This is a genomic window from Arthrobacter crusticola (assembly GCF_004357995.1).
In the GTDB taxonomy this organism is placed as follows: Bacteria; Actinomycetota; Actinomycetes; order Actinomycetales; family Micrococcaceae; genus Arthrobacter_D; species Arthrobacter_D crusticola.
Map to the genome: position 1 here is coordinate 1 of NZ_SMTK01000014.1, position 540 is coordinate 540.

The window sequence follows — 540 nt, forward strand, 5'->3', positions numbered from 1 at the left end:
CGACGAGGTCGGTGTACTCGGGCAGGCCGCTGGTGTGTTGGAGCAGCTGCCGGACGGTGATGGCCTTCGGGTCGATTCCCTCTCCCTTGATGAGGCCGGGGAGGTAGGTGTCGACGCTTCGGTCCAGCTCGAGGAGTCCTTCTTCCACCAGCTGCAGGGCCACCACCGCGGTGAATGTCTTGCTGGCGCTTCCAATGCGCACTTCTCCGTCAGCGGGGACCGGTGTATCGGTGGTGAGGTCGGCCGTGCCGGCGGTGGCGGTTTCAGCGGTGCCGTCCGGGGAGGTGCGGGTGATGATCGCGCCCGGGTAGCCTTCCTCGACGAGTCGTTCGGCGATGCTGGTCAGCACCTTCGGTGCTTCCTTGGGCGTGTCCTTGGTGGCGGTCGAGGAGGTGCAGGCGGTGAACGCGAGCGAAGCGGCCAGTGCGGTGGTGATGACCGCGAATGTGGGGGTGTATTTCATGTCAGTGCTCCGATGCGGTGTAGCGGGTTGTTCCTGATGCTGCGCGCCTGCGGCGCCGGTGCGCCCGGACAAGGAGT

Annotated in this window: 1 protein-coding gene; it reads right to left on the reverse strand. The window is 66.3% G+C overall.

Annotated elements, in window-relative coordinates:
• Positions 1-463: serine hydrolase domain-containing protein (locus E2F48_RS17190; protein ID WP_133405179.1), on the reverse strand; the 463-nt coding region annotated here is incomplete at its 3' end.
• Between the last annotated feature and the right edge of the window lie 77 nt (positions 464-540).